The organism is Evansella halocellulosilytica (assembly GCF_002335745.1).
Classification (GTDB): domain Bacteria; phylum Bacillota; class Bacilli; order Bacillales; family Salisediminibacteriaceae; genus Bacillus_CA; species Bacillus_CA halocellulosilytica.
Window position 1 is genome coordinate 2,900,696 of the sequence record NZ_NIST01000001.1, and the last position, 25,838, is coordinate 2,926,533.

General features: G+C 37.2%; 26 protein-coding genes. 23 read left to right on the top strand and 3 right to left on the bottom strand.

Annotation, left to right across the window (positions count from 1 at the left end; genetic code table 11):
• Positions 1–15 precede the first annotated feature (15 nt).
• The 15 genes from CD001_RS13800 to CD001_RS13870 all read left to right on the top strand — a co-directional run bounded on the left by CD001_RS13800 (position 16) and on the right by CD001_RS13870 (position 14,230).
• Positions 16–204, top strand: coding sequence for a hypothetical protein (locus CD001_RS13800; RefSeq protein WP_096188267.1), 189 nt, complete (start codon positions 16–18; stop codon positions 202–204).
• 21 nt (positions 205–225) lie between these two features.
• A complete protein-coding gene (locus tag CD001_RS13805) occupies positions 226–417 on the top strand; it encodes a hypothetical protein (RefSeq protein ID WP_096188268.1) in 192 nt (63 codons plus the stop codon).
• A gap of 126 nt (positions 418–543) precedes the next feature.
• Complete coding sequence (locus CD001_RS13810; RefSeq protein ID WP_096188269.1) at positions 544–1,620, top strand: AI-2E family transporter; 1,077 nt, start codon at positions 544–546, stop codon at positions 1,618–1,620.
• Positions 1,621–1,958: 338 nt separating this feature from the next.
• Complete coding sequence (gene alaS / locus CD001_RS13815) at positions 1,959–4,595, top strand: alanine--tRNA ligase (RefSeq protein WP_096188270.1); 2,637 nt, start codon at positions 1,959–1,961, stop codon at positions 4,593–4,595.
• A 132-nt stretch (positions 4,596–4,727) separates the two neighbouring features.
• Entirely contained in the window at positions 4,728–4,994 is a 267-nt protein-coding gene (locus CD001_RS13820; protein WP_096188271.1) for an IreB family regulatory phosphoprotein, read from the top strand.
• A gap of 2 nt (positions 4,995–4,996) precedes the next feature.
• Entirely contained in the window at positions 4,997–5,410 is a 414-nt protein-coding gene (gene ruvX / locus CD001_RS13825; protein WP_096188272.1) for a Holliday junction resolvase RuvX, read from the top strand.
• A gap of 21 nt (positions 5,411–5,431) precedes the next feature.
• A complete protein-coding gene (locus CD001_RS13830; protein WP_096188273.1) occupies positions 5,432–5,734 on the top strand; it encodes a DUF1292 domain-containing protein in 303 nt (100 codons plus the stop codon).
• A gap of 273 nt (positions 5,735–6,007) precedes the next feature.
• Complete coding sequence (mltG, locus tag CD001_RS13835; protein WP_257009815.1) at positions 6,008–7,147, top strand: endolytic transglycosylase MltG; 1,140 nt, start codon at positions 6,008–6,010, stop codon at positions 7,145–7,147.
• A 158-nt stretch (positions 7,148–7,305) separates the two neighbouring features.
• Complete coding sequence (locus CD001_RS13840) at positions 7,306–7,986, top strand: O-methyltransferase (protein WP_096188275.1); 681 nt, start codon at positions 7,306–7,308, stop codon at positions 7,984–7,986.
• Positions 7,983–8,912, top strand: a complete 930-nt coding sequence (locus CD001_RS13845) for a peptidase U32 family protein (RefSeq protein WP_096188276.1) — start codon at positions 7,983–7,985, stop codon at positions 8,910–8,912. Before CD001_RS13840 ends, CD001_RS13845 begins: the two co-directional genes overlap by 4 nt.
• Positions 8,913–8,924: 12 nt before the next feature.
• Positions 8,925–10,202 carry a peptidase U32 family protein gene (locus CD001_RS13850; protein ID WP_096188277.1) on the top strand — a complete coding sequence of 426 codons (1,278 nt, stop codon included), beginning with the start codon at positions 8,925–8,927 and terminating at the stop codon, positions 10,200–10,202.
• Positions 10,202–10,837 carry a uridine kinase gene (gene udk, locus CD001_RS13855; RefSeq protein ID WP_096188278.1) on the top strand — a complete coding sequence of 212 codons (636 nt, stop codon included), beginning with the start codon at positions 10,202–10,204 and terminating at the stop codon, positions 10,835–10,837. The genes CD001_RS13850 and udk overlap by 1 nt, the downstream gene beginning before the upstream one ends.
• A 456-nt stretch (positions 10,838–11,293) precedes the next feature.
• Positions 11,294–11,764 carry a transcription elongation factor GreA gene (gene greA / locus CD001_RS13860; protein WP_096188279.1) on the top strand — a complete coding sequence of 157 codons (471 nt, stop codon included), beginning with the start codon at positions 11,294–11,296 and terminating at the stop codon, positions 11,762–11,764.
• Between the two features lie 401 nt (positions 11,765–12,165).
• On the top strand, positions 12,166–12,858 hold the full coding sequence (locus CD001_RS13865) for a YrrS family protein (protein WP_096188280.1): 693 nt from the start codon (positions 12,166–12,168) through the stop codon (positions 12,856–12,858).
• Positions 12,859–13,264: 406 nt separating this feature from the next.
• A complete protein-coding gene (locus tag CD001_RS13870; protein ID WP_179298747.1) occupies positions 13,265–14,230 on the top strand; it encodes a nucleoside hydrolase in 966 nt (321 codons plus the stop codon).
• On the opposite strand, the gene CD001_RS13875 is transcribed toward CD001_RS13870, so the two are convergent.
• On the bottom strand, positions 14,223–14,429 hold the full coding sequence (locus CD001_RS13875) for a DUF2536 family protein (protein WP_096188282.1): 207 nt from the start codon (positions 14,427–14,429) through the stop codon (positions 14,223–14,225). The two genes, CD001_RS13870 and CD001_RS13875, sit on opposite strands and share 8 nt — an antisense overlap.
• A gap of 981 nt (positions 14,430–15,410) precedes the next feature.
• Between CD001_RS13875 and mtnN the strand changes: the two genes are divergently transcribed.
• From mtnN to CD001_RS13890, 3 genes are all read left to right on the top strand, one after another.
• Positions 15,411–16,112 carry a 5'-methylthioadenosine/S-adenosylhomocysteine nucleosidase gene (mtnN, locus tag CD001_RS13880; protein ID WP_096188283.1) on the top strand — a complete coding sequence of 234 codons (702 nt, stop codon included), beginning with the start codon at positions 15,411–15,413 and terminating at the stop codon, positions 16,110–16,112.
• A 149-nt stretch (positions 16,113–16,261) separates the two neighbouring features.
• On the top strand, positions 16,262–16,504 hold the full coding sequence (locus CD001_RS13885; RefSeq protein ID WP_096188284.1) for a YrhC family protein: 243 nt from the start codon (positions 16,262–16,264) through the stop codon (positions 16,502–16,504).
• Positions 16,505–16,695: 191 nt separating this feature from the next.
• Positions 16,696–18,183 (top strand): MDR family MFS transporter, encoded by a 1,488-nt coding sequence (locus CD001_RS13890; protein ID WP_096188285.1) that lies wholly within the window; start codon positions 16,696–16,698, stop codon positions 18,181–18,183.
• Here the strand turns inward: CD001_RS13890 and CD001_RS13895 are convergent.
• Positions 18,176–18,802, bottom strand: coding sequence for an NUDIX hydrolase (locus CD001_RS13895; protein ID WP_257009816.1), 627 nt, complete (start codon positions 18,800–18,802; stop codon positions 18,176–18,178). The two genes, CD001_RS13890 and CD001_RS13895, sit on opposite strands and share 8 nt — an antisense overlap.
• A gap of 204 nt (positions 18,803–19,006) precedes the next feature.
• Here CD001_RS13895 and CD001_RS13900 point away from each other — a divergent pair, with 204 nt between their 5' ends.
• Complete coding sequence (locus tag CD001_RS13900) at positions 19,007–19,249, top strand: HPr family phosphocarrier protein (protein WP_096188286.1); 243 nt, start codon at positions 19,007–19,009, stop codon at positions 19,247–19,249.
• Between the two features lie 61 nt (positions 19,250–19,310).
• On the opposite strand, the gene CD001_RS13905 is transcribed toward CD001_RS13900, so the two are convergent.
• Positions 19,311–21,311, bottom strand: coding sequence for a S9 family peptidase (locus CD001_RS13905; RefSeq protein WP_096188287.1), 2,001 nt, complete (start codon positions 21,309–21,311; stop codon positions 19,311–19,313).
• Between the two features lie 257 nt (positions 21,312–21,568).
• On the opposite strand from CD001_RS13905, the gene CD001_RS13910 reads away from it, so the two are divergent.
• The 4 genes from CD001_RS13910 (at position 21,569) to CD001_RS13925 (ending at position 25,743) form a co-directional block, all read left to right on the top strand.
• Positions 21,569–22,576, top strand: a complete 1,008-nt coding sequence (locus CD001_RS13910) for a LacI family DNA-binding transcriptional regulator (RefSeq protein ID WP_096188288.1) — start codon at positions 21,569–21,571, stop codon at positions 22,574–22,576.
• A gap of 187 nt (positions 22,577–22,763) precedes the next feature.
• On the top strand, positions 22,764–23,972 hold the full coding sequence (locus CD001_RS13915; RefSeq protein WP_096188289.1) for an ABC transporter substrate-binding protein: 1,209 nt from the start codon (positions 22,764–22,766) through the stop codon (positions 23,970–23,972).
• A gap of 86 nt (positions 23,973–24,058) precedes the next feature.
• A complete protein-coding gene (locus CD001_RS13920) occupies positions 24,059–24,922 on the top strand; it encodes a carbohydrate ABC transporter permease (RefSeq protein WP_096188290.1) in 864 nt (287 codons plus the stop codon).
• A 2-nt stretch (positions 24,923–24,924) separates the two neighbouring features.
• Positions 24,925–25,743: a carbohydrate ABC transporter permease gene (locus CD001_RS13925; RefSeq protein ID WP_096190612.1), complete on the top strand. Its 819-nt coding sequence runs from the start codon at positions 24,925–24,927 to the stop codon at positions 25,741–25,743.
• The last annotated feature ends 95 nt before the right edge of the window (positions 25,744–25,838 follow it).

A 25,838-nucleotide genomic window follows, 5' to 3' on the forward strand; every position in this document is an offset into this window, starting at 1 on the left:
CAGGAGGTTTCTTCAATGCGATGCCCAAACTGTAAAGGAAAAGATATCGGGAAAATCGGATCAAACCAGTATTATTGTTGGAGTTGCTTTATTGAACTGTCAATTTCAGATGGGCGTTTTTGTTTGCATCAAGTAGAAGCTGATGGGTCATTAAGCTCCCTTGATGACTTATTTGAAGAAGATGAACGTCGAATTGATATGTAATTTTGACAGGTGGTGACAAGAATGAGAGTATTGGCATCCCTTGTCGCATTAAGTGCTGGTGCATATGCATATGCAGCTACAATGGACAAAGGTACGAGAAAAAGATGGAAAAGACGATTGCAGCAAGTCAATTTTGACAGAATTGAGGATATCATCCCAGACAGAAGAACTATGGGACGGATGCGCAAACGTATGATGAATGTAATGCCATAAATTGTGCGGGACCCATGTCCCGCACAATTTTGTGAAAAAAAGTGACTTGGCAATTCGTTACATACAATATGGATAATATTTACAATACACCGAAGCTTGCAGCAGAGAATATTGGAGGGTCATGCATTGGAAAGTATATATTCTAAATGGATCTTTCGTTTAGTGATTCTTCTGTTAATAGGACTTACTATCATCCTTACTTTTTATTTAATATCATTTTTAATGCCTTTGTTAAAACTTATTTTTCGTGTACTCATCCCATTTTTTATAGCAGGATTTATTGCTTATTTGCTTCACCCATTCATTGAAAAGCTTGAGCAAAATAAATTTCCGAGACCTTTCGCTATTCTTATTATTTATGGAATATTTATAGCGGTTTTTTCTTGGGTCATATTAAAGGGAACTCCGTATGTTATGAAAGAGGGACAAGAACTCATTAATCAGCTTCCGGAAATGACGAATACGTATAGTCATTTTATGAATATATTAAATGAACACACTCAAACGCTGCCAGACTCATTCCAAGAGAGAACTGACCAATGGGTTAGGCGTGGAGAAGAAATGATTGCTGAAGGTTTAATGAGTGTAGGTTTATTTTTGAGACAAATATTTGATTGGATTATCCTTCTTATTGTCGTTCCTTTTCTTGTTTTTTATTTACTTAAAGATATGGAACTTGTTCAAAAAGTAGTATGGTATTTAACTCCCGTTCGTTTTCGTCAGGAAGGTCGAAAACTCATAAAAGAAATTGACCATTCACTCGGTAATTATATTAGAGGGCAGTTAATCGTATGTGTTGTCGTAGGAATATTCGCTTATATTGGTTTTACAATTATTGATTTGCCTTACGCCGCATTGCTTGCGGTTTTTATAGGGTTAACAAATATAATTCCGTATTTTGGTCCAATTATTGGAAGTGTGCCAGTGTTAATTATTGCTTTAACAGAATCATTGCAACTAGTTGTGTTAGCACTCATTGTTAACTTTATTGTTCAATTGATTGAGGGAAACTTGTTAGCTCCAGTTATCGTCGGGAAGAGCTTACATATGCATCCAATCTTAATCATATTTGCGTTAATTGCCGGTGGGGAGATGGCAGGTATTATTGGGTTAATTATTTCAGTACCTTTATTAACGATTATCAAGGTCATTTTGCTGCATGTTAGAAGGATCTTTCGAGAAAGAAAAGGACTATATTATTGACAAAGCTCCACGTAATTTCTATAATGCTCTTATATTCATACATAACTTGATGACGGAGACAGATTGTTAAAGACCATCTAATTGGAGCGAGAGCTCTACAGAGAGGAATTTCCTTAGGCTGTGAGAAATTCTAGATGAAGATTAATAATCAGCTACTCCTGAGAGCAGGCAAAACCTGCCGGTACACGACCGTTACTCGTGGTAAAGGTGACAAGACAGAGCTAACTCTGCTTGTAACCAGGGTGGTACCGCGTAAGATAACTTTCGTCCCTGTTTATTTGGGATGAGAGTTTTTTTGTTTTAAAATAAGATTTTCTATAAATAAAGGAGGAAGTACAATGAAAAAGTTAAGCTCTGCTCAAGTAAGACAAATGTTTTTAGATTTTTTCAAAGAAAAAGGTCATGACGTTGAACCGAGTGCATCACTTGTTCCACATGAAGATCCATCACTATTATGGATCAACAGCGGTGTAGCAACATTAAAAAAATATTTTGACGGTCGTGTCATTCCGGAAAACCCACGAATTGTCAATGCACAAAAATCGATCCGGACGAATGACATTGAAAATGTCGGAAAAACAGCAAGGCACCATACGTTTTTTGAAATGCTCGGGAATTTTTCTATCGGAGACTACTTCAAGGAGGAATCGATTCATTGGGCGTGGGAATTCCTTACAAGTGAAAAGTGGATTGGTTTTGATGAAGAAAAGTTGTCTGTAACGGTTTATCCTGATGATGATGAGGCATTTGATATTTGGCATAAAGAGATCGGGTTACCAAAAGAACGAATTATTCGTTTAGAAGAAAACTTTTGGGATATTGGTGAAGGACCGTGTGGACCGAATACAGAAATTTTTTATGATCGGGGTGAGGAATACGGGAATGACCAAAATGACCCCGAGCTGTTTCCGGGAGGGGAGAATGAACGTTATTTAGAAATTTGGAATCTTGTTTTTTCACAATTTAACCATAACGCAGATGGAAGCTATACGCCGCTTCCTAAGAAAAACATTGATACAGGGATGGGTCTTGAAAGAATGGTATCAGTAATCCAAGATGCAAAAACCAACTTTGATACCGATTTATTCATGCCGATTATTTCAGAAACAGAGAGACTGACGAATAAGTCTTATGGGAATTCGTCTGAAACAGATACAGCTTTTAAAGTCATTGGAGACCATATGCGTACAGTTACGTTTGCGGTTTCTGATGGTGCATTACCTTCAAATGAAGGGAGAGGTTATGTATTAAGAAGATTGCTTCGACGTGCTGTCCGTTATGCAAAGATGTTAAATATTGAACGTCCATTCATGTATGAGCTAGTTCCTGTTGTTGGAAAAATCATGAAAGATTTTTATCCAGAGGTTAATGAAAAGGCGGAGTTTATCCAAAAAGTGATAAAAAATGAAGAAGAGCGTTTCCATGAAACTTTAAATGACGGACTAGCCATTTTAAACCGGGTGATTGAAAAAGCAAGAACAGATTCGAGTGAAATCATCACAGGTGTTGACGTCTTCCGTTTATATGATACATACGGCTTCCCAGTTGACCTAACAGAAGAGTATGTACAAGAAGCGGGCTATTCGATTGACCGTGAAGGTTTCGAAAAAGAAATGGAGAAGCAACGTGAACGTGCAAGAGCTGCACGACAAGATTCGGGATCCATGCAAACGCAAGATGAAATTCTTGGAAACATTAAAGATAAAAGTGAATTCGTCGGGTACGATTCTCTTGAAGCGACTTCAACTGTGATTGTAATCATAAAAGATAAAGAACGAGTTGAGTGTGCACAAGAAGGAGATACTGTACAAATGATCGTTGATCGCACCCCATTTTATGCTGAAAGCGGGGGACAAATTGCTGATAAAGGAGTTTTCGAAAATGAACAAATGCTTCTTCACGTAGAAGATGTTCAAAAAGCTCCAAATGGTCAGAATCTTCATACCGTAAAAGTAGTAAAGGGAACACTTACAAACCATTCAGACTTATTTGCTAAAGTACATGTGCGAAGTAGAAAAGGGGTTATTAAGAACCATACAGCAACACACTTACTGCACCAAGCATTAAAAGACGTTTTAGGTGATCATGTAAATCAAGCAGGTTCTCTCGTATCAGAAGAACGACTGCGGTTTGATTTCTCCCATTTTGGACAAATGACTGTCGAAGAAATGGAAGAAATTGAAACGATCGTTAACAATAAAATATGGGCTGGTATTAAAGTAAATACGATGTTTAAAAGCTTACAAGAAGCAAAAGATATGGGAGCGATGGCGTTATTCGGAGAAAAATATGGTGATACAGTGAGAGTTGTCAAAGTCGGTGACTACAGTTTAGAACTGTGTGGAGGCTGTCATGTAAATAATACAGCTGAAATCGGCTTGTTTAAAATCGTTTCTGAAGGCGGGATTGGAGCAGGAGTTCGACGAATTGAAGCAGTAACAGGTAAAAATGCATATGAATTTATGAACAGTCAAGTTGACGTTTTAAAAGAAGCTGCCACTACGTTAAAAACGCATATAACCGACGTTCCATCCCGAATTGAGCAGATACAAAAACAATTAAAAGAAAAAGAACGAGAAAATGAATCGATTTCTGCAAAATTAAGTCAATTGGAAGCAGGAAATATATTAGATGAAGTGGAAGAAGTATCAGGAGTTCGATTATTGGTGAAAAAAGTCAATGTTCCTGATATGAACAGATTAAGGCAAATGGCTGATTCCTTGAAAGGGAAACTAGATTCAGGTATTCTCGTTCTAGCTTCTGTTAACAATGAAAAGGTAAGTATCGTTGCTAGCGTTTCAAAAGACTTAATTGAAAAAGGTCACCATGCAGGCAAAATTGTTAAAGAAGTTGCGAGCCGTTGTGGAGGAGGCGGCGGAGGCCGACCTGATATGGCCCAAGCTGGAGGAAAAAATCCAGAGCAATTAGAAGAGGCGCTAAGTATTGTCTCTGATTTAGTTAAAAGTGATTACTAATTGAAGGGAAATCGTGTACAATATGGACAAGAAGGCGAAATTTGTATGAAAGAAATTCGTTGCTTAGCATAGGTTTTACAAATGATCCGTTATATGTACCATTTCTTTCAAAACTAGAGTGAGGTGTAAGTCATGAGTTCTATGGACAATACTATGAAATTTAACTTTAACGAAGACTCTATGGATGAAGACGTAAAAGAAGTACTCTATACAGTCTATTCGTCATTGGAGGAGAAAGGGTACAATCCGATTAATCAAATCGTTGGTTATTTACTATCGGGAGATCCTGCATATATTCCGCGTCACAACGATGCACGTAATTTAATTCGTAAAATTGAACGGGATGAGATTATCGAAGAGCTAGTGAGGTCCTATCTTTCACAGCAGCAGAAAGGATAAATATGAAAGTTTTAGGGTTAGATGTAGGTACGAAAACAATAGGCGTTGCTGTTAGTGATGCATTAGGCTGGACAGCTCAAGGTGTTGAGACGATAAAGCGAGATCAAGAAGATCCTGAAAAGGATTTCGTTCGTTTAGATGAATTAATTAATGAGTATGATGTAAGTACTATAGTTGTAGGACTGCCTAAAAATATGAATGGTACAATCGGTCCGAGCGGTGAGATGTGTCAGCAATTTGCAGAAGATGTTAAACAGCGTACGAACCTCGATGTGAAAATGTGGGACGAGCGATTGTCAACAGTTGCAGCAGAGAAAATGCTCGTCAGTGCAGATGTAAGCCGGAAGAAAAGGAAAAAAGTTATAGACAAAATGGCTGCAGTGATGATATTGCAAGGCTATTTAGATTCAAATTAATACTTAAAGGAGGCTGACATTATGTCGAAGCCTGAAATTAACCAACCACAAGATGATGACCGTATTGTTATTCCTGATGAAAATGGAGATGAACACTTATTTCAAGTGTTATTCACTTTCGATGTTGATGCAACAGGTCACTCCTATATGGTATTAGCACCAGAAGGGTCAAATGAGTCAGAAGAAGACGAAATTGAAGTTCACGCATTCCGTTATGAAGAACCTGAAGGCGAAGATCTCTCACTTTATCCTATTGAATCTGAAGAAGAATGGGATATGGTTGAAGAACTTCTAAATACGTTTACAGACGATGGAGAAGAATAAAACTAGTTAAACAACATCCACCCCAAAGCGGTTACGCTTTGGGGTTTAAATTATATCCTTTGTAAACCAGATGCTCTGCCTTTGTGAAAAATAACCATGACGTACTCGAAGCGAAGCCAAGTGTTAATCGTACGAACACTTATATGACGAACCTAATCCTAATAAGGTCAGTCGTTTCTGGACGGGATAAAAAATTCATTACACTGTTCGACAATTTCCCATTTTTTTAAACAAATGGTGTATAATAGATTGGGTGAAAGGGGGAACAGCGTTTTGACAGGTAATAAGAACGGGAAAAACAAAGATGCGAATAAAGATAATGAAAAAATAAAACATAAGGAAAAGCTAATAGAAAGGCAAAAAGAAGCTTCTCTTGTAAGGAAAATAGTGATTATATGCTTTTTAGTTATCATTTTAACTGTTGCTGGTGCGACATATGCAACGTATAAATATGTAATGAATGCAATTGGTCCAGTAGATGAAACAGATGAAGAGATGATCACGGTAGAGATACCGATCGGATCAACAAGTACAAGAATAGGATCAATTCTTGAAGAGGAAGGAATCGTCAGCAACGGAACGATGTTTCGCTTTTATGTAAGGTATAAAAATGAAGGACATTTCCAAGCTGGTGAATATGAGCTAGCAAGGTCCATGCATATGGATGAAATTATTGAAACGCTGAAGGAAGGCGTTGTGTACGAAGATTATGCACTTTCCTTTACAATACCTGAGGGCCGTTGGCTAGAAGAAGTGTTCGAACGGATTGCGGATGAGACGAATTTAGAAGAAGAAGACTTAATTGAGCTCGTTCAAGATGAAGAATATATTGACTCTCTCATTGAGCGATATTCAATATTAACAGACGATATTTTAGAAGAAGAAATTCGTTGGCCGCTTGAAGGGTATCTTTTTCCTGCAAGATATGATTTTGTTGATGATGAGGTTACTGCTGAACAAGTAATCGAAGCTATGCTAGATCGCACTGCTGCAGTATTAGAAGTGTATGCTGGAGATACAGGCTATTCATTCCATGAAATTATGACGATTGCATCGATTATTGAAGGGGAAGCAAGAAATGACGAGGAACGAGAAGTAATTTCAGGTGTCGTTCACAACCGATTAAATATTAATATGGCACTGCAAATGGATCCTACGGTTGCATATGCACATGGTGAGCACCTTTCAAGAACATCATACGAAGATTTAGAAATAGAATCACCATATAATACTTATCATGTTTCTGGCTTGCCTGTCGGTCCGATCAACAATCCAGGTGAAGCGTCGATTCGTACGGCTCTGCAGCCAGCAAATCATAATTATTTATACTTTTACCATGCAGAAGATGGTGAAATATATTTATCCGAGTCCTATTCGGAGCATCAGCAAATATTAGAGGAACACCGAGATTAATATATTCGATGAAGAGGGTGCGCTAAAGTTCGCATTCTCTTTCTTTTTATGTTAAAATATATCGGTCAATTAGATGAAAAAGAAAAAAGAGGGGAAGAAAAGCATGGACAATTCTTTCATATTTCCTCTTGAAAAGCAGCCAAGGGGGCGCTTTTTTTATGGTATTGCACGAAGATAATGAAACGTACATACGGTCACTTCTGCAACAAAGAGAAGGACACATTGCAGAGATGGAACATTATGCAAAAGAACATGATGTACCGATTATGGAATCAACAAGTATGTGTATGATGCTGCAACTGTTAGAGGTGCAACACCCGAAAAAAATATTAGAAATTGGTACAGCGATCGGTTATTCAGCAATACGAATGGCTGAGAGATGTCCCGATGCTTTTATTGTAACTCTAGAACGTGATCAAGAACGTGCTGACGTGGCACGGGAGAATATTAAAAAATCTGGTAAAGAGAGTCAAATCTCATTAATTGTCGGTGATGCACTTGAGCAATCTAGCGTTGTTTCAACTTACGAATCGTTTGATGTGATTTTTATTGATGCTGCGAAAGGACAATATGAACGCTTCTTTACACTTTATGAGCCAATGTTAAAAGTGGGCGGACTCATGATTTCGGATAATATTTTATTTAAAGGGATGGTATCAGGAGCGGTACAACCTGAGAAAAAAAGATTCACTCAAATGGTTAACAAATTAAAGAAATTTAACGAACGTTTAATGTCAAATGAACGCTTTTCATCAATGATTTATCCAATTGGTGACGGTGTAATGGTGAATATTAAAAAGCAGAATATTGAAAATGATAAAGGTGGTGAACCTTTGTGAATAAACCAGAATTATTAGTAACACCTACTTGTCTAGAGGATGTTGAACCATTAATAGACGCAGGTGCAACCGCCTTTTTGATCGGCGAAGAAGAGTTTGGCTTACGACTAGCTGGTGAGTTTAAAAAAGAAGATATTGTAAAGGCTGTAAATATTGCACATAAACAAGGAGCTAAAGTTTATGTTGCAATGAATGCTTTGTTTCACAATGATAAACTACAATTACTTCCTGAGTATATTCAATTTTTAAATGAAATTCATGTTGATGCGATCGTATTTGGAGATCCTGCTGTGTTAATGAATGTACGTGAGTATGCTCCGAATATGAAACTTCACTGGAATACAGAAACGACTGCGACAAACTGGTATACCGCAAATTATTGGGGGCGAAAAGGTGCCAAGCGTACCGTACTAGCAAGAGAATTAAACATGGATGCGATTTTAGAGATCAAAGAGGAAGCAAAAGTTGAAATTGAAGTGCAAGTACATGGAATGACATGTATGTTTCAATCAAAGCGGATGTTGCTCGGAAATTATATGGAGTTTCAAGGAAAAGATCTTAAAGTTGAAGGGCACAGTAAAGATCGCAGCTTGTTCCTTCATGATCCTGAACGTGATGCGAAATATCCAATTTGGGAAGATAAAAACGGTACCCATATTATGAGTCCAAAAGATATATGTATTATTGACGAACTTGAGGAAATGATTGATGAAGGAGTCGATTCTTTTAAAATAGATGGTATTTTAAAGGATCGTGAATATTTATTGAAAATTACTTCGTTATACCGCGAAGCGATTGATTTATATATAGAAGATGCAGCAGCTTATAGTGACAAAAAAGATGAATTTGTTGAAGAAGTAAAGGCTATTCAGCCTCCGAACCGAGACATTGATACGGGCTTCTTTTTCAAAGAAACGGTTTATTAAGGAGTGATCATCATGCAGCAAATTGCGAGTAAGAAGGAAGAGGGCAAACGTGTGATCACAAAAAAGCCAGAATTATTAGCACCAGCTGGTAATTTAGAAAAATTAAAGATTGCCGTCCATTATGGAGCAGATGCTGTATTTATAGGTGGACAGGATTTTGGTCTACGATCAAATGCTGATAATTTTACGATAGAAGAGATGGCAGAGGGAGTACAGTTTGCCAATACTTATGATGCGCGTATATATGTGACGACTAATATTTTTGCTCATAATGAAAATATGGATGGACTGGAAGAGTATTTGCAAGAGCTAGAACGCGTCGGAGTCGCAGGTATTATTGTCGCTGACCCTCTAATCATCGAAACGTGTAAGCAAGTGGCACCAAAGCTTGAAGTCCATTTATCTACTCAGCAATCCCTTTCAAACTGGCAAGCGGTTCAGTTTTGGAAAGAGGAAGGGCTAGAACGTGTTGTTCTAGCTCGTGAGGTAGGACTCGAAGAGATGCTCGAAATGAAAAAGAATGTAGATATCGAAATTGAGACATTTATACACGGTGCAATGTGTATTTCATACTCAGGACGTTGTGTATTGAGTAATCATATGACAGCAAGAGATTCAAACCGCGGCGGTTGTTGTCAATCGTGTCGTTGGGATTATTTTTTATTTGCTGAAGAGCAACAAACTAATAACCGTGTTAAAGAAGTGGCACAATTTGAACGTGATGACGCACCATTTGCAATGTCACCAAAAGATTTAAATTTAATTGAATCGATCCCGAAACTTGTAGAAGCAGACATCGACAGTTTGAAAATTGAAGGTAGGATGAAGTCCATTCATTATGTTGCGACAGTTGTTAGTGTCTACCGCAAAGTAATCGATGCTTATTGTGCTGATCCGGATAACTTTAAAGTTGATCCTAAATGGCTCGAAGAATTAGCGAAGTGTGCTAATCGTCCAACAGCACCTGCTTTCTTTGAAAATACTCCGGGTTACAAAGAGCAATTGTTTAAAAATCATCGCCAAAGAACTACTCATGATTTTGCAGCTCTTGTATTAAATTACGATGAAGAAACAAAGATCGTAACACTTCAACAGCGCAATCATTTCCGTCCTGGTGATGAAGTCGAATTTTTCGGTCCGGAAATTGATCATTTCACTCAGAAGGTTGAAAAAATATGGGATGAAAAAGGAAATGAGATCGATGCGGCTCGTCACCCGTTACAAATCGTGAAAATGAAGGTAGACAAGCCTGTATATGCTAATAACATGATGAGAAAGGAAGCATTATAATGGAAAAAAGGCCTGTCATTATTGGAGTAGCAGGTGGCTCTGGATCGGGGAAAACAACTGTTGCAAATGAAATTTATTGTAAGTTTAAAGATCAAGATATTTTAATGATTGAACAAGATGCTTATTATAAAGATCAAACACATTTACCGATGGAAGAGCGCTTAAAAACGAATTATGATCATCCCTTAGCTTTTGATAATGATCTTCTTTTAGAGCATTTAGAAATACTTAGAAACCGGAAACAAATCGAAAAGCCTATATACGATTATCCGAATCACACACGCTCTGTAGAGACGATACGACTACAATCAAGAGATGTGATTATTTTAGAAGGGATCCTTATATTAGAAGATGAGCGACTTCGTGATTTAATGGATATTAAAGTTTTTGTCGATACTGATGCTGACGTACGGATTATTAGACGATTAATGCGGGATATTCGTGAAAGGGGCCGTACGATTGATTCTGTAATCGATCAGTATACGTCAGTTGTTCGTCCGATGCATTTACAATTTATTGAACCGACAAAGCGCTACGCTGATGTGATTATACCTGAGGGTGGTCATAATCATGTTGCGATTGATTTATTAGTGACAAAAGTGAAAACCATTCTTGAAGAAAAAGCGATTTTGTAATAGCATTATAAGAGCGGGAAAATAGCAGGAAGAAACGGTTACAATTTCCATATATAGTATTGGTTCAGCATCACACAGCTTTCGTCACAGCAGGACATCGGGCGTAATAAGAAGGTGCTGACCATTTCTTTATATTCTTTTTTCCTCAAAGTTTTTACTTAATTTTTCGGAATAAGATGTGATATATTGCATCCATTTCTTTTTTTCTATATACTTTGCAGGAAGTATTGAAATGAATTGTATTCATATTTCAAGAAAAGCTTCATATGGTTCATCATACCTGTTTCTTTTTTAGCTGTGTGCTCGAAACGCTTAAAAAAAAGAGATGAAAGCGTTCACCAGATTTCGTTTTATCGTTTCAAACCTATTTTGAAATGAATCAAGTAGTGAAGGGATTCGTATTTAATCATGCGGACCCTATAACAGTATTTATTCGTTTGAAGGAGTGAAGGAAATATGGCAGAAGAAAAACATTATATGACATTAGAAGGTAAAGAAAAATTAGAAAAAGAGCTTGAATACTTAAAAACGGAGCGACGTAAAGAAGTCGTAGAACGAATAAAAGTAGCTCGAGACTTCGGTGATCTTTCAGAGAATTCTGAATATGATTCGGCAAAGGAAGAACAAGCTTTTGTTGAAGGTCGAATTAACCAAATTGAGAAAATGATCCGCAATGCAGAGATTATTGAGGAAGATAGTGATTCTTCGATTGTTTCTTTAGGGAAAACTGTAACATTTAAAGAGTTACCAGACGGTGAAGAAGAAGAATATACAATTGTTGGACGTGCAGAGGCTGATCCGCTCGAAGGGAAGATTTCGAACGATTCTCCAATGGCTCAAAGCTTGATGGGGAAAACGATTGGTGACCGTGTCTCAGTTTCTACTCCGGGAGGAGATATGGAAGTTGAGATTACTGAAATTCAATAAGAATTGAAAATATGATTTTTTAGCCACAGAGACTACCGTGCCTCCGTGGCCTTTTTTTGACCAGATTTTGACAAGTGCCTGGCACATGGATATTATTACCATGTGCCAGGCACCAGGCACTTGTCCTTACTTGTCCTTCGTTGGGATTTTTCTATTGATGTGTTTTACTATTTTGAGGAATCGTTCACTGATTACTTAAACGGTTCTCGAGTGGACCTTGAATGCTATTTAGGCAAGTTGACGATAAAAGATGGTTAACCGTATTTTGCTGAAGGAAATTATTTTACAGCTGCAGAAGTATTAACGGACATATTTGTAGAACAAGTCTCGAAATTTCTCATTGTATGATCTATAATATGATTAAAGAGCGGAGAAGCTTTTTAAAGGAGGCCTTTTCATAGATGACTCAATATGGAGATTATCAACCTCGGCGTTCAGATATGAGAAAGAAACGTCGAATGAATATGATCTTAAATAGTGCGATTGGTCTTGTAGTTGTTGCAATTATATTTTTTGGTGCTTCCCTCATTTTTGGCGGTGATTCTGAACCAGTATCTGTAGACGATACAGATCAGGAAGAGAATGACGAAGAACTCAGTGGTGATCTTGAGGAAAGTGAAGAACAAGCTGATGAAGATGAGATGAACGAAGACAATAATGTTGGAGCTAACCCGGATGGCGATAATGACATTGATTTAGAGAGCGAGTCTGATTCAGATGTAAATGGTACTGAAGAAGAAGCAGATGAAAGCAAAGAAGAAGAGGAAGATGAAAATGAACAAGGGTCACCAGTAGGTGAAGGCGAATGGGAGCCTATTGGAACTGTGCAAGAGGAACCATTTGCTGCAGTGTATGATCGTGATCATATAAACTGGGATGAGATGACTGAAGCATTGCAGTACGCAACAAATCTAGGTGACGATATGACGATTTGGCGTATAAGAAATGGCGGAGATCATCAAAGTGCAATTGGCACTGTCAGTAATTATGAAAACCGTGCAACACCTTATGAAGTACGGTTAGAGTGGGTAACAAATGAAGGGTGGATGCCTGTTTCAGTTGAACAATTGGATCATAATCCATATAGACAATAAACAATTTTGTTCAGAAGGTTAATGGAATTCATACGTCCATTACCCTTTTTTTATACGATAGAATTTATAAAACCTTTGGACAATAGTATAACGTCAATTAAGGCTTTCATAGACTTGCACGAAAGCATAAGAGTTTCTAGGCAAGTACAATACCCTTCCTGAAAACCTCTTTGACGATAAACCAGGCTTTGTGTAGTTTTTCAGTTCAAGTTTAATGAAACAGTAACGAGCACATTACTGTCTACAGAATATCACTACTGCAAAATATTTTGGTCATTTTCATACAAGATATTTGTAATAGGATTCTGTTAATCCTAATTATCCAATGGTTCTCATATGTTTCATAGCATGTGAATAAGATTATACTAATATTTTCCAAAAAACGATGATAGAGGAGGAACATATTTTGAAAAAAATCCTTCTGTTCTGTGATCCAGGTATTGATGATGCTGTAGCTATTATGTATGCACACTTTCATCCTGAAATAGAGATTGTCGGTATTGTTGCGAGTTATGGTAACACGACGAGAGACAATGCAGTTAGAAATACTGTATATTTACTCATGCACCTCGGTATAGATGATGTGCCAGTTTTTTCAGGTGCTGAAACCCCGTTTAGAGGAGAAGAACCGAAAGTTCACGAAGAAATACATGGAGAGTACGGGTTAGGGACAATTAATGTGTCAAAGCATATAAACTTAGAACCGTTCGAAAATTTTTTTGATGTTATTGACCTTATAAAAACAAATATAAATGATTTAACGATTGTTACCACTGGTAGATTAACGTCAATTGCATCGTTATGTATTTTTTATCCAAACTTAATGAAAGAGATGAAGGAAATTATCGTTATGGGTGGGGCGTTTTTTGCACCGGGTAATATAACTCCGATTGCAGAAGCGAATTTTCACGGGGATGCAGTTGCTGCAAATGCAATTATTCAATCACGAGCAAACATAACGCTCATTCCGTTAAATGTAACAAATAGTGTGTTTATTTCTCCACAAATTGTTAATTTGATCTCAGAAGCAACGGGAGATGAGATTTTTAAAGCGATTATTGACTTTTATTATAAATATTATACTGAAGCTGTAGGAGAAGACTTACCAGGAAGTCCTCTCCATGATGTTGTGGCAATCAGTTCTATTGTAAATCCAGATTTGTTTATGTTTCGGAATTATCGTGTTTATGTAGAACATAATCAAGTACTAACCATTGGTGCGACGTTTCCAGATATACGTCCGTTAGCTAATCTTCCTGCAGCACCAAAGCATAAAGTCGCAGTTGGGGTTAATAGTCAGCAGTTTGTAAATGATTTTATATATACATTCACTGGAGATGAACGAATCGTCAGGCAGGCTAAACCTAATTAGATTTAAAGTGAATGACTGCAGAATAAAGCTTCTGCCCACTTTTTGGATCAAAATTGACTTGATGAGAAACGTGATGAACTTCTAACAATATTCCCTTATTGTCTTCAATTTTTTTTGCGATCGATTTTTCGAGCTCGTCTATCGTTTTTGCTTCAAAAAACTCTACCTTGTCTTTTATATGATCAGTATGGATTATCATAGCTGCACCATCCTTTCGTTGTCATTATATTTTTTGTAAACCACAGGCTCTGCCTGTGTGAAAATAAACCTTTAAGGGTTGTATTCGTGAGATTTCTTTAAAAGTAACGAATAGTTGGAAGGTATACTGCTTGCTTTCACCCCAGGGCACAAGTGCGACATCCGCTCTTCGTATTCACGGTGTCTTCTTTGCCACGGACGAACGGTTGAGCTACTTCGACCAAGCTCGAAGGGATCTCAACTCGTCCGTTTTTCCGTAGGAAAGAGCATTGCTTCTTCGAAATACAGCGATTTGTCTCGACGGATAAACGACAGAGCTATACTAGTAGAGAAAGAGACAGTCGCGCAGTACCTTCCACCTTTGGATGACAACTTTATTTGCGTCATGTCATTTATTATCTTAAATGATGGATACGAAATGAACATAAATATCTTTGATAACAAAAGCCCATTCCCATTTAAGTGAGATAAAAATGAGCTGAGAAACAACTTCCCACAACGTTTTTTCTGCTATTAGTATGTCATTTAAATATCATCATGTACTCGAAAGAGCGCTAGGCGGTGACTCAGGCGGGAAAAGCAATCGTCGAAAATCCCCTAGGTGCATACAGTGTGGCACCTAGGAAGTTGAGGGATTGCCCGCTGCAAAGAAGACACTACGAATGCAAACGAAGTGCAGCACGAGTAGATGTCGCACTTGTGCTTTGGAGTGAAAGCGTCCGCCTTATAGCGATTTCGAATTCTATTTGATTATGAAAAGGGATGTCCTCAAAATTCTTTTGGCACGGACCAAATGAATAAGGTCCCTTAAGGGACTCTGGTGGTAAAGTGCCCTTATAGGGCGAAATTATAACCGCCCGTTTTACGGGCGGATACTTATTGTAAACCATAACATCATAATTGAAAAGGTAGCCTTGTTATTTGCTTAACCTTTCGCTATGATAAAGTAGGAATATTTACATAGTAAAGGCAGGTAAGATAAATGCGTATTGGAATTATTGGAGCGATGGAAGAAGAAGTTGAATTATTAAAATCAAAAATGAACGAACCAGAAGAGCAAATCATTGCTGGCTGTGAGTTCTTTTTAGGAAATTTAGAAGGGGTTAATGTCATTCTTTCTAAATCAGGGATTGGCAAAGTAAATGCATCAATTTGTACTACATTGATGAATCAGTTGTTTCAGCCAGATTATATTATTAATACAGGGTCAGCTGGTGGATTCCATCAAAGCTTGAAAGTTGGAGATATTGTTATTTCAACAGAAGTAAGATATAACGATGTTGATGCAACAGTTTTTGGCTATGAATTTGGTCAAGTTCCACGAATGCCTGCATATTATGAGCCAAACGAGATGTTGATGAACGTAGCAGAGAATTGTGCAGAGGAGATTGGAATCCATTCAGTGAAAGGCTTAATCGTATCCGGTGATTCATTTATGAGTGATCATGAGCGAGTAGAGTCTATTCGTCAACAGTTTAATGATCCATATTGTTCTGAAATGGAAGCTGGTGCGATTGCACAAGTATGTTACCAGTTCCAATGTCCGTTCGTTATCATCCGTTCCTTGTCTGACATTGCAGGATCTGATGCAAAAATATCGTATGACCAATTTTTGAAAAAAGCTTCGGTTCACTCTGCAAAAATGGTTCTTCTAATGCTTAAGGAGATGCGTAATAGAGGTTAAGTACAAGAGGACTGGAATGTATAATCACGCTAGTCCTTTCTTCTTTGGAAAATGTGGTAATAATTACATCCTCACCATCTTCATTCACATGTTATACTATTCATAGTTTCGAAGAACAACAACTACTTCAATAAAGGAGTGGGAATAGTATGACTGATAAAAAGGTACAAGATCTTAAATTAAAAGTGACGGATTTTAAACGTTTTGCATATATATTACTAGCTTTAAGCGGATTTATGGCAATAGGAATGATGTTACCAGGGAATACAGCAGTTTCTGGACAAGAAACACTAATGATTGCAATCGTTGCTGGACTCCTAATCGGTGCATTTTTCTTCCATCGATCAGCGATGAATATTCAAAACTATCTAAATAAAGATGAATCATCATAAAACACTTCAAAAGTGAAGTGTACAGGCTGTTGAGACATTCTCAACAGTTTTTTTGTTTTTATTCTTAATAGATGAGTGGGAGGTATGCATTTCTCTCATTCTTTTTCTATTAACCTTATATCTTTATTCATAACGTCAATTCATAAAAAATTGATATAATAGAAATAATTGGACTGTCTGGAGTGAACGAGATGAAGGAAAAAATAACGAAAAGACCTCTCGTTTTAGCTGCAGTTATGTTAGCTATGTTTATGGCTGCAGTTGAAGGAACGATTGTCGCAACGGTAATTCCGAGTATCGTCTCTGATTTAGGAGGTTTTGCCTTATTTAGCTGGGTATTTTCAGCATATTTATTAATGCAAGTTGTGACGATCCCTATTTATGGGAAGTTATCTGATATATTTGGAAGAAAACTTGTGTTTTCAATTGGAATTACGATCTTTCTTTTCGGATCGATCATGTGTGGACTTGCACCTTCCATTGAGTTTTTAATTATAAGCAGGTTTATTCAAGGAGCAGGCGCTGGTGCAGTACAACCTATTGCGACAACGATTGTCGGGGATATTTATACGAAAGTTGAAAGAGGAAAAATCCAAGGATATTTAGCAAGTGTGTGGGGTGTGTCTTCCATTCTTGGACCTGTTCTTGGTGGTGTAATCGTTGAATTTATGCACTGGAAATGGGTGTTTTTCATTAATGTTCCTTTTGGACTCATTGCAATGGCTGGGGTTGTTGTTTACTTACATGAAAACGTCGAAAAGCGTAAACTTCAAATTGACTATGCTGGATCGGGAATATTACTCGTTAGCGTCACTTCTCTAATGGTTATTTTCATTCAAGGAGGTGTTCAATGGGAGTGGAATTCACCGCAAATTTTGACTTTGTTAGGAGTGTTTATCGTCACTTTTGCATTATTTCTATGGCAGGAAAACAGAGCAAAAGATCCGGTTATGTCATTGTCGATATGGAAACACCGACTTATCGTCATAGCAAATGTTGCTTCGTTAACTTTGGGTGCTGTACTCATCGGTGTATCAAGCTTTCTCCCTACATATGTACAAATTGTTCTTGATCAGCCGGCAATTATTGCTGGATTTGCGTTAACGATGATGAGTGTCGGCTGGCCGATCTCTTCAACCCTTGCTGGAAAATGGGTTGTTCAAAAGGGTTCGAGACAAACTGCGATGTTTGGTGGGATCAGTTTGATGATAGGTGCAACGATATTTTTAACATTGCCTACTGTTCAACATCCGATTTGGGCGGGGCTGGGTTCATTTTTTATTGGCGGAGGAATGGGGTTTTCTACTACAACGTTTATTGTCAGCATTCAAAGCAGTGTTTCGTGGAGGATGAGAGGTGTAGCGACAGCATCGAATATGTTTATGCGGTTACTAGGAAGTGCACTTGGTGTAGCATTACTTGGCGGAATATTAAACAGTCGTATGCAACAATATTTAAGGGAAACAGGGGAGGAATTAAATATTGCACCCTCCTTGGATGTCGTAAATATGATGCTCGATTCGGTTGGAAGGGAGCAGTTTAGTAAAACGGAACAGGAATTTATCCAAGAAGGGCTGTCGTTTTCTTTAAATAGTGTATATATTGGTGTGTTTATATTTGCTGTTATTAGTTTCATATTTATTTTTTCATTACCTAAAACAAATAAGGAGCTCAATTAGCTTTTTCAGCAATTTCTATTTCTTCCATCACGTGAGTCAATATCCGGGCAGTTAAGCCCCAGATTGTGTAGCCGTTATATTCGTAAAAGAGTTCTTTTATAACGGCTTGACGCCACTCATAATTCTCACCATTTGGAATAAGGTGAAACGGGAAGTTTTCTTCTGGCTTCACTTCGAGCTTCACATCGTGTATTCTCGGTTTCATTTGTTTAAGTTCCGATAACGGAACGGTAAATACTTCTTTAACTTCGTCTTTATTAATATTTAATTTGGCGTCTTCGTGAATGACACCTATATATGAGTAAAGGATCAAACCAAATGCCGTAATCATATGATCTAGTTCTCCGACTAAGGTGACATCTGTTTCATCTATACCGAGCTCTTCACACAGCTCACGTATGGCAGCATATTCTGTAGATGGGTCAGTGTTATCAACTTTACCTCCTGGAAAACAAACATCACCAGGTTGGGGAACATTGGCAGCTCTAACTTCAAATAATATGTGTGGCTCACCATTTTTATGTATAACAGGTATAAATAGAGCAAATCGCCGAAATTTATCTATATCTAACATTTTTGGTTTTCTCGCTTGAAAATACTTGTTCCAACTATTGTTCAATGTACGTCATCTCCTCATTGGAATTTATTGAAAGAAATATACCGATTCATGATTTCGAAGTAGGGGGCAAGATGTCATTGCTCTTTTCTTATATTTATCATAGCAAAACATAGGTTAAAAGTGGAAATGTGACTGCTTATTATATTTAAATTGTAATTGGTGAAAATGCGACTTATAATAAAAAGAGGAAAGGGAGGGATATTCATGAAATTAATTGTGAAAAAACCAATTTTTGCTGAATCTGCAAGTATGTTTGTGAACACAGCAAGTAACTATTCATCAACGATATTAATTAAGAAGGATCATTGGGTAGTTGATGCAAAAAGTTTACTCGGCGTCCTCGCTTTAGCACTCCAGCCCGGCCAGCAAGTTGAAATCAGCTTTGAAGGTGAAACATCTAAAGAATTTATTAATGAAATTGTTGAATTAGAGCTTTTTGAACGTTAAAAGTGAAATAGAAAAGAAGAAAGCTGTCTACAAATATGCTGCAGACAGCTTTCTTTATCCGTTATTGTTTTAAATATTTTTCAAACCAATTGGTTAACTCTTCTAATCTCGCATAACGCAAGTATGGAGGTCCGCTTCGAGAAAGCTCATGGTTTGCATTCGGGAACCGGACGAATCGTGTTTCTTTCTTTTGATGTTGAAGCGCAATGAACAGCTGCTCTGCTTGTTCAACAGGACAACGGAAATCTTTTTCACCGTGCAAGATTAGTAATGGTGTTTCGATTTGCTTCACGTACTTTAATGGCGAATGCTTCCATAACTTCTCAGGATCTTCTAAAAAAGACGCACCAATTTCCCATTCTGCAAAGAAATAGCCAATATCACTTACACCGTAAAAGCTAATCCAGTTCGATATTGAGCGAAGCGTTGCAGCAGCTTTAAACCTATTCGTATGTGAAACGATCCAGTTTGTCATAAAGCCGCCATAGCTTCCGCCTGTAACTCCAAGTCTGTCTGTATCAATGAAATCATATCGATCTACGGCAGCATCAACGAAGCTCATGAGGTCTTCATAGTCTTTCCCCCCATAATCTCCGCGGCAAGCATTAACATATGATTGCCCGTATCCGTGACTTCCGCGCGGGTTAGAATATAAGACGACATAGCCTTGTGCCGCCAATAGCTGTAGCTCATGAAAAAATGTATTTGCATACATAGCATGTGGACCGCCATGAATTTCTAAAATGGTCGGATATTTTTCACCATCTTTAAAGTTATAAGGTTTAAGTATCCAGCCGTGAACGTCCCATCCATCAGGTGCTTTACACCAAATCTCTTCAGGTTCAGCTATATGAACTTCCTCTAATAATGATTCATTAAATGAAGTAAGCTGGCGAACATGATTAGATTCAAGAGAAAGCACATAAATTTCACCTGGATTTGTCGGTGAACTTACACCTAATACAGCTATATTTTTTTCAACGTTCACATGATAACCGTAAACGTGGTGATGACCTGTGTATCGTTCTTGAATATTTCCTTCAATTGTCACTGAATAAAAGTTGGTTGATCCTTTTGTACTAGCAGTTACATAAATTTCTTTCTCATCCTTAGACCAAATAGGTCCCGGGTTCGGGTGGCCAGAGCGAAGGTCACCGATAGCTGCGTCTGTAATATGGATATCCCAATCTTTTGTAATACACTCTCTCGTATTGTCTGTGAGATGATGGATCCATACTTTGTTTTGTGTCGCCCCGTAAAATTCTTTTTCATGACCGTAATAGGCTATTTTTTCGCCGTTTGGAGAAAAAACACCGAATGTATAAATCCCTTTTCCGTCTGTTAGTCTTTTCGATTCATTCGTTTTAAAGTCATATATATAAATATCTGAGATTAGTTGGTCATCCGCTTCTTTATTAGAAAAATAAGCGATTGATTGGCTATCAGGTGACCAGCTAGAAGGTTCATGGTCAACTTCGTCATCTGTTAAAAATTCGATGGAATCTTCAGAGAGATCATATACCGCGAGCTGTTTTCTTTTCTTATCAAGAAATCCAGCAGCATCCGACTTATATTTTAACCTTTCAACAACAAGGGGGTCCGGTTTATCAGGTTCTTCTTTTTTTTCTTGTTCTTTACGATCCTTTGTCGGTGGATTCCCTTTTTCAAAAGCAGTTGTAAATAACACTTTTTTACTATCAGGAGACCAAAATGGCTGCGATGCTCCGTTTTCAAGCTCTGTAATTTGTTTGGCTTCACCACCTGATAATGATAATAATTGAAGCTGTGGTTTTGCGTTCGGTTTTAATGAAACGAAAATGAGATATTGCCCATCAGGTGAAAATCGTGGTGAAGCAACTTTTCCGTCACCGAATGTCCATTGTGAGGCTTGGCTTGTTTCACCGTTAACATCTTGTACAAATAAATGAGATGTATATTCATCTTTGTCTGAGATAAATTGGCGAACAAAAGCAACTTTAGAACCATCAGGGGACAACTGAGGTTCATTTACTACTTGGAGTGTTTTTAAATCATTAATCGTAAGCGATCGTTTGTTTGTCATATGTACAATTCTCCTTTATATTTAAATGATGGTGAATAAACGGTTTGCTAGTTAAAAGATCATATAAAGGAATGATAGAAATGATATTTAAAAAGCAGGAAACCGATTTATGAAATTAAGTATAGTATAATGAATATTATCAGAACCTTCAATCAATTTCGGTGAAAAACTTCGAAAAACGAAATAAAATTATGATTGAAAACGTTTTCTTATTATGTTAATTTGTAAAAGTAAACGTTTACTCAAGGAGAATTTAAATGAATCATACAATTAAAGATGTTGCGAAAAAAGCGAATGTGTCAATTGCGACTGTGTCTAGAATATTAAATAATAGTCAAGCTGGCTATTCTGCGGCGACAAAAGAACGAGTCATGAACGCAATTCAAGAGCTTGGATACAAACCAAATGGAATCGCTCGTGGCTTAGTCAGTAAAAGGACGAAAACAATCGGAGTATTAATGCCAAATGTCTCTTCAATGTTTTCTTCAAAGTTGATTGATGGGATTGAGGAAGCTGCACATCATGAGCAGTACAGTGTCATCATTTGTAATACAGACCGCAATGGGATCCGTACACTGGATTATTTAAATGTATTAGCAGAAAAAAAGGTAGACGGTTTAATTTTCACAAGTGAGATTCTGACTAGAGAATACTACGAAGCGATCGTAGCCATGAATATACCCTTTGTATTAGTATCTACTCAATCTATGCAATTTCAAGTTCCATATGTGAAAATCGATGATAAACATGCTTCGTATCACGCAGTTTCCTATTTAATTGAAAAAGGACATCAGAAAATTGCATTAATAAGTGGAGATAACAATGATCCGATTGCAGGAAGTCCAAGAGTAGAAGGGTATAAACAGGCTTTATTCGACCATGGGATCAGTTTATATGAGGACCTAATTACATATGGCGACTTTGCTTTTAACTCAGGAAAAGAGTGTATGAAAGAGTTGCTACAAAAGAAAGAAGAATTTACGGCACTTTTTTGTACGAGTGAAGAAATGGCATTAGGGGCGATGTCAATCGCATTTGATCAAAAAATTAAAATACCAGAACAAATATCGATCATTGGCTTTGATAATACGAGACTTGCTGAAATGAGTACACCGTCATTGACAACGGTCGGTCAGCCATTAACTCAAATGGGACATCAGGCTGTAAAAATGATCATTTCAATGATGGAAAATGGTAAAAATGTAGGAAGTCGCATTTTACCACATGAAATTGTGGAAAGAAACTCAGTGAAAGAGTTAAAGTAATTCTTTCACTCCAACTACGTAAACGTTTACTTTATTTATTTATATAATATAGGTCACTATATTATTATATCTTTTATATTTATTTGGTTAAACGTTTACCTCATTATTAAGGTGGTGATAAAGGAAAAAGTATGGGGAAAAGATTCATTTTAATAGTAAAAAATAATCATTGGGGGGATTTTTTATTATGAAAAAATTAGTGACTGGGGTATTTACATTATTCATTGCAGTGAGTTTATTAGCAGGATGCGGCGGTGATGATAATACGATAGAATTTTTCCAAAATAAACCAGAGGCAGTAGAAACATTTGATGCATTAATTGAGAAATTTAATGAGGAGCACCCGGAGATTAACATTGAACAAAATTTTGTACCCGAAGCGGAAACGGTCATAATGTCCAGGTTAACACAAGGTGATATGCCAGATATTATGGGGATTAACGGAAACGCAACTTACGGAGAATTAGCTGAATCTGGCACTCTACATGATTTCTCAGAAGAGCAAATGATAGAGAATGTTCAAAGTGCCTATGTAGATATGTTAAACCAGCTGTCAGGAAAAGATGTTCCGAATGGTATTCCGTATGCAACGAATGCAAATACGGTGCTGTACAACAAAGATATCTTTGCAGAAATCGGGATAGATATTCCGGTAACGTGGGATGAGTTTGTAAGTGTGGTAGAAATGATCGAAACTGAGGGATACACACCTTTTTACCATACGTATGGTGATGCTTGGACCGCAATGGTTGCATTTAATGCGTTAGCGGGAAACTTAGAAGGAGACAAGTTTGCTGAGGAAAGATTAGCAGGAGAGACGACGTTTGAAGAGAGACACCGTGAAGTAGCGGAAAAAATGTTAGAAATTAAAGACATGGCAAATAATGATATTTTCGGTACGAACTATGATCAAGGAAACGCCGCGTTCTCAAATGGCGATTCTGCAATGTATATTCAAGGAAACTGGGCAATCGGTGAAATTACTGAGGCAAATCCAGATATGAACATCGGTGCTTTTGCCTTGCCGGTAACGAATGAGCAAGCTGATAATCGGTTAATTTCAGGAGTAGATACGGTTTTAACAGTCTCAGAAGATACACCTCATAAAGATGATGCACTTCTCTTTATTGAGTTTCTACTAGAGGAAGAAAATGCTCGTTTCTATATAGATGAAGAAAAACAGTTCTCAGCAGTCGAAGGAGTTATTCAGGAGGATGGATCGGTTGTAGATTTGAGTGTTCACTTTGAAGAAGGGACGATTACAAGTTTCCCAGATCACTATTATCCAACTGGCATGCAAATAGAGAATTTGGTTCAAGAGTTTTTAATTGAAGAGGATATTGATGAGTTTTTAAATGTTCTAGATAATGAGTGGGAAAAAGTAACATCAAGATAAATTATAGAGGAGGTGCTTCCTTTAGCGAAAGGAATCGTCCTCCTCTACTGTTACGATGTGCCTTTAGTTTAAAGGAGAGATAGATCATGAAGAAAAAAATCAATCCGTACGTGCTTATGGTTTTACCAGCATTTATTTTATTTTTTGCTTTTCATACGTTTCCAATGCTGCAAGGAATCTTTTATAGTTTTACAAATTGGAGGGGATATGGAAGCTGGGAGTTTGTAGGGTTTAGAAATTATATGAATGTTTTTCAAGACGGCAGGGCATTAAATGCCTATCTTTTTACATTTCAGTTTGCGATCGTCTCCACAGTTTTAGTAAACATCATAAGTTTAATTATTGCATTAGGGCTGAATGCAAAAATTAAATTTATGAAAACATTAAGGGCAGTCTATTTTATGCCTAATATTTTAAGTATTTTAATTGTAGGTTTTATCTTTAATTATATTTTTGCGGTTTTCTTACCTTCCATTGCAGAGGGATTAGGAATAACGGCATTAGCAACAAATATTTTAGGAAATCCTGATCTTGCTTGGGTTGGTATCGTCATTGTTGCAGTATGGCAAGCAGCTGCATTTAATACCATTTTATATTTAGCAGGGTTAGCAACGATTTCTGATGATCTTTATGAAGCATCGAATCTTGATGGAGCGAATAAATGGCAAGAGTTTTGGAAAATTACTTTCCCATTAATTGCTCCCTTCTTTACGATTAACATGGTGTTAGCTATGAAGAACTTTCTGATGGTGTTTGACCATATTATGGCACTTACTGGAGGAGGTCCTGGGCGAGCAACAGAGTCAATCTCGCTGCTAATTTATCGAGGAGGATTTCAAGGAGGAGAATTTGCCTATCAATCTGCAAATGCAGTCATTTATTTTATTGTGATTGTAACGATCTCCATTATACAAATTCGTTATCTTCAGAAACGAGAGGTTGAGATGTAATGATGAGAAAACGCATAAATTGGCCTGTAACCTTTCTTTTGTTATTAGGTTCTATTGTTATATTATTTCCTTTGTACTTAACAGTAGTAAATGCATTCAAGACACCGCAAGAGACAGCAGAATCTATTCTAGCACTGCCTTCACAATTCACCTTAGAAAACTTTATTCGTGCGATTGAAATGACTAATTTTTTTAATGCATTCGGAAACAGCTTCTATATAACGGTATTAACCGTTCTATTTACCGTATTAACAAACTCACTCGTTGCCTATGCGATAGCTAGAAATCTCCATAAAAAATCGTTTAAGATTTTATTCTATTATTTCGTAAGTGCAATGTTTGTACCATTTCCAATTATTATGCTACCGTTAGTGAAGCAAATGAGCACACTAAGTTTAATGAATCCAACCGGGCTTGTCATTCTATATATTGTATATGGATTAGCATTTAATGTCTTCTTATACGTTGGTTACATTAAATCGATACCGAAAGAATTAGAAGAAGCCGCGATTGTCGATGGTTGTACGAGATGGGGTGTGTTTTGGAGAATCATTTTTCCACTGCTCGCTCCAATGAATGCGACAGTCGGTATTTTAACTGCTCTGTGGGCATGGAATGACTTTTTATTACCACTCGTAATATTAAGTGACCGCAGCGACATGACCTTACCGCTCGTACAATTTGTTTTCCAATCCCAGTTCTCAACGAACTATAACTTAGCGTTTGCCTCTTATTTAATGGCCTTATTACCAATGATTATCGTCTATATCCTTGCACAAAAATGGATTATTAGCGGTGTTACTAAAGGAGCAATTAAATAATCTTACTGGAAGATCATGTCTTTAAGCATGTTTTAAGTGATTCAACAATGAAAGTTAACATAACTTTTTTATAAAAATTTAACAACAGGAGTGTA

Coding starts and splice junctions, on each gene's coding strand:
- CD001_RS13800 (WP_096188267.1), top strand. CDS start 16: ATGCGATGCCCAAACTGTAAAGGAAAAGATATCGGGAAAATCGGATCA.
- CD001_RS13805 (WP_096188268.1), top strand. CDS start 226: ATGAGAGTATTGGCATCCCTTGTCGCATTAAGTGCTGGTGCATATGCA.
- alaS (WP_096188270.1), top strand. CDS start 1,959: ATGAAAAAGTTAAGCTCTGCTCAAGTAAGACAAATGTTTTTAGATTTT.
- CD001_RS13820 (WP_096188271.1), top strand. CDS start 4,728: ATGAGTTCTATGGACAATACTATGAAATTTAACTTTAACGAAGACTCT.
- ruvX (WP_096188272.1), top strand. CDS start 4,997: ATGAAAGTTTTAGGGTTAGATGTAGGTACGAAAACAATAGGCGTTGCT.
- CD001_RS13830 (WP_096188273.1), top strand. CDS start 5,432: ATGTCGAAGCCTGAAATTAACCAACCACAAGATGATGACCGTATTGTT.
- CD001_RS13840 (WP_096188275.1), top strand. CDS start 7,306: ATGGTATTGCACGAAGATAATGAAACGTACATACGGTCACTTCTGCAA.
- CD001_RS13850 (WP_096188277.1), top strand. CDS start 8,925: ATGCAGCAAATTGCGAGTAAGAAGGAAGAGGGCAAACGTGTGATCACA.
- udk (WP_096188278.1), top strand. CDS start 10,202: ATGGAAAAAAGGCCTGTCATTATTGGAGTAGCAGGTGGCTCTGGATCG.
- greA (WP_096188279.1), top strand. CDS start 11,294: ATGGCAGAAGAAAAACATTATATGACATTAGAAGGTAAAGAAAAATTA.
- CD001_RS13865 (WP_096188280.1), top strand. CDS start 12,166: ATGACTCAATATGGAGATTATCAACCTCGGCGTTCAGATATGAGAAAG.
- CD001_RS13875 (WP_096188282.1), bottom strand. CDS start 14,429: ATGATAATCCATACTGATCATATAAAAGACAAGGTAGAGTTTTTTGAA.
- mtnN (WP_096188283.1), top strand. CDS start 15,411: ATGCGTATTGGAATTATTGGAGCGATGGAAGAAGAAGTTGAATTATTA.
- CD001_RS13885 (WP_096188284.1), top strand. CDS start 16,262: ATGACTGATAAAAAGGTACAAGATCTTAAATTAAAAGTGACGGATTTT.
- CD001_RS13890 (WP_096188285.1), top strand. CDS start 16,696: ATGAAGGAAAAAATAACGAAAAGACCTCTCGTTTTAGCTGCAGTTATG.
- CD001_RS13900 (WP_096188286.1), top strand. CDS start 19,007: ATGAAATTAATTGTGAAAAAACCAATTTTTGCTGAATCTGCAAGTATG.
- CD001_RS13905 (WP_096188287.1), bottom strand. CDS start 21,311: ATGACAAACAAACGATCGCTTACGATTAATGATTTAAAAACACTCCAA.
- CD001_RS13910 (WP_096188288.1), top strand. CDS start 21,569: ATGAATCATACAATTAAAGATGTTGCGAAAAAAGCGAATGTGTCAATT.
- CD001_RS13915 (WP_096188289.1), top strand. CDS start 22,764: ATGAAAAAATTAGTGACTGGGGTATTTACATTATTCATTGCAGTGAGT.
- CD001_RS13920 (WP_096188290.1), top strand. CDS start 24,059: ATGAAGAAAAAAATCAATCCGTACGTGCTTATGGTTTTACCAGCATTT.
- CD001_RS13925 (WP_096190612.1), top strand. CDS start 24,925: ATGAGAAAACGCATAAATTGGCCTGTAACCTTTCTTTTGTTATTAGGT.